Source organism: Brevibacterium sp. (assembly GCF_022712115.1).
Classification (GTDB): Bacteria; Actinomycetota; Actinomycetes; order Actinomycetales; family Brevibacteriaceae; genus Brevibacterium; species Brevibacterium salitolerans.
In genome coordinates this window covers 1-2,680 of sequence record NZ_JALAHB010000091.1, presented here as the reverse complement: position 1 = coordinate 2,680, position 2,680 = coordinate 1, and the positions used below count along the sequence as shown (strand labels likewise).

3 protein-coding genes are annotated in these 2,680 nt (G+C 71.8%); all 3 read right to left on the bottom strand.

Annotated elements, in window-relative coordinates:
* Window positions 1-58 precede the first annotated feature (58 nt).
* Entirely contained in the window at window positions 59-1,342 is a 1,284-nt protein-coding gene (locus tag Q0A33_RS05680) for a hemolysin family protein (protein ID WP_291794315.1), read from the bottom strand.
* Between the two features lies 1 nt (window position 1,343).
* Window positions 1,344-1,838 (bottom strand): rRNA maturation RNase YbeY, encoded by a 495-nt coding sequence (ybeY, locus tag Q0A33_RS05675; protein WP_291794313.1) that lies wholly within the window; start codon window positions 1,836-1,838, stop codon window positions 1,344-1,346.
* The coding region (locus Q0A33_RS05670; protein ID WP_291794311.1) for a PhoH family protein at window positions 1,835-2,680 on the bottom strand (846 nt) is incomplete at its 5' end. The genes ybeY and Q0A33_RS05670, both read right to left, overlap by 4 nt.

Sequence of the window (2,680 nt, the reverse complement as noted above, 5' to 3'; positions counted from 1 at the left end):
TACTCGTCGCGGTGGCCGGCGGGGACGTCGGTGCGGAAGAGCGGGGGCGGGACATCGGTCATGGGGTTCTCCCTGTCGTGTGTGCAGGCGGGGCCGGCGAGACGCGGATCCGCCGGATGCTGTGGCGGCGGCCCTGGCCGGGCAGGGCCTCGAGGCGGAGGCCGGCGATCTCCGCGGAGGAGCCCTCGATGAGCACGCGGCCCACGAGCTTCTGCAGGAGGCCGCCCACCGTCGTGACGTCCTCGTCCTCGATGCGCACGTCGAAGAGCTCGCCGAGGTCGTCGATGCCCATGCGCGCGCTCACCGTCACCGCGCCGTCCGCGGTGCGGACCGCGTCCCCATCGGTCGAATCGTACTCGTCCTCGATCTCGCCGACGATCTCCTCGACGATGTCCTCGATGGTGACCATGCCGGCCGTGCCGCCGTACTCGTCGACGACGACGGCGACGTGGACGTTGTCCGCCTGCATCTGCGCGAGGAGGTCGTCGACCTCCTTGGTCTCCGGCACGAACACCGCCGGCCGGGCGAAGCCGGCCACCGTCTCGCCCGCGAGCTCGGGGCTCACGTGCAGGCGGCGCGCGGCGTCCTTGAGGTAGAGGACCCCGCGGACGTCGTCGTCGTCGGCGCCCACCACCGGCACCCGGGAGAAGCCGGAGCGCAGGAACAGCACCATCGCGTCGTCGAGGGTCGCGTCCGCGCCGATCGTCACGAGGTCCGTGCGCGGCACCATGATCCGGTGCACGCGGGTGTCGCCCAGCGCGATCACGTTCTCGATCATGTCCTGTTCGGAGTCCTCGATGACGTCCGAGGCCGAGGCCCGCTCGACGTAGTCCAGCAGCTGCGACTCCGAGAGCGAGGTGCCGGCGGCGGAGACCCTGGCCGGCGTGAGCATGTTGCCCAGCCAGACGAGGACGAGGGCGACGGGTCCGAGCGCCGTGCGCAGACCGCCGACCAGACCGCCCAGGAGCAGGGAGGTGGCCAGCGGGTAGTGGCGGGCGACGGCGCGCGGCGACACCCCGGCGGCCACGAAGACCACGACGGGGGCGGTGATGACGGTGCAGACCACCATCTCCCAGGTGGTCCCGAAGAGGCTGTCGTACGCGAGTGCGATGAAGACCGTGGCCAGCGCCTCGAACAGCTGCCGGACGAAGGTGAGCACGTAGATGTGCACCCGCGGATCCTGCAGGACCCGCTCCACGCGCGCCGCGCCGCGGCGGCCCGCCTCGCGCGCCTCGACCACCTCGGACCGGGAGACCGCGGTGAGCGCGGCCTCCGCCGCGACGAAGAGTCCGGCCAGGGCCACGGAGACGAGTGCGGCGGCGAAGAGCCCCACTGCTGCCATCTCAGCCCTCCGTGGGGTCCGGCACGCTCGTGCGCCCCGGCTCGTGCTCGGCGAAGTAGGTGAGCAGCAGGCGGCGCTGGAGACCGAACATCTCCGCCTTCTCCTGCTCCTCCGCGTGGTCGTAGCCCATGAGGTGGAGGAGGCCGTGGACCGTGAGGAGCAGCACCTCGTCCAGCGTGCTGTGGCCGGCGGCGGCGGCCTGGGAGGCGGCGACCTCCGGGCACACGACGATGTCGCCGAGCACCCCGCGCGCGGCGTCCTCAGGCTCGCCGTCCCCGGGCCGCAGCTCGTCCATGGGGAAGGACATGACGTCCGTGGGGCCCGGCAGGTCCATCCACTCCACGTGGAGGTCGGCCATGTCCTCCGCCGTGGCGAAGCGGATGAAGACCTCGGCCTCGGGGTGGATCCGCATCTGGGCGTAGACGTGCTCCGTCACGGCGCGCACGGCGTCGAGGGAGAGGCCGGAGCCCGCCTCGTCCGCGATCTCGATGCTCATCGTCGTCCCTTCCCCTGCTTCCCCTGCTGTGCGCCCTGTGGCCGCTCCCGGCCCGCCTCGCTGCGGTCGTAGGCGTCCACGATCGCGGAGACGAGCGCGTGGCGGACCACGTCCCTGCTGGTGAGCGTCATGAATGCGATGTCCTCGACCCCGTCCAGGATCCGCTCGACCACGCGGAGGCCGCTGGACGTCCCCGTCGGGAGGTCCACCTGGCTCGTGTCGCCGGTGACCACCATGCGCGAGCCGAAGCCCAGCCGGGTGAGGAACATCTTCATCTGCTCGGGGGTCGTGTTCTGCGCCTCGTCGAGGATGATGAAGGCGTCGTTGAGCGTCCGCCCGCGCATGTAGGCCAGCGGAGCGACCTCGATCGTGCCCGTCTCGATGAGCTTGGGGATCCGCTCCGGGTCCAGCATGTCGTGCAGGGCGTCGTAGAGCGGGCGCACGTAGGGGTCGATCTTCTCCCCCAGCGTGCCGGGCAGGAAGCCGAGCCTCTCGCCGGCCTCCACCGCCGGCCGGGTGAGGATGATCCGGGACACCTCGCGGCGCTGCAACGCTCCCACCGCCATCGCCATCGCGAGGTAGGTCTTGCCGGTGCCGGCCGGGCCGAGGCCGAAGGTGATGGTGTGCGAGCGGATGGCGCGGACGTACTCGTGCTGCCCCAGCGTCTTGGGGCGCACCGTGGATCCCTTGGAGGAGAGGATGCTCGCGCCGAGGACCTCCGAGGCCGGGGTGCCGCTGGCCTGGATGCCCGCGACGCGGGCGACGGTCTCCGGGGAGAGCACGGCACCGGCGGTGAGGATCCGCTTGAGCTCGCCGATCGTCGTCACGAGGCTGCCCACGGC

Excerpts from the sequence above, each read along its gene's own strand:
- Q0A33_RS05680 (WP_291794315.1), bottom strand. The coding sequence starts at position 1,342 with ATGGCAGCAGTGGGGCTCTTCGCCGCCGCACTCGTCTCCGTGGCCCTG.
- ybeY (WP_291794313.1), bottom strand. The coding sequence starts at position 1,838 with ATGAGCATCGAGATCGCGGACGAGGCGGGCTCCGGCCTCTCCCTCGAC.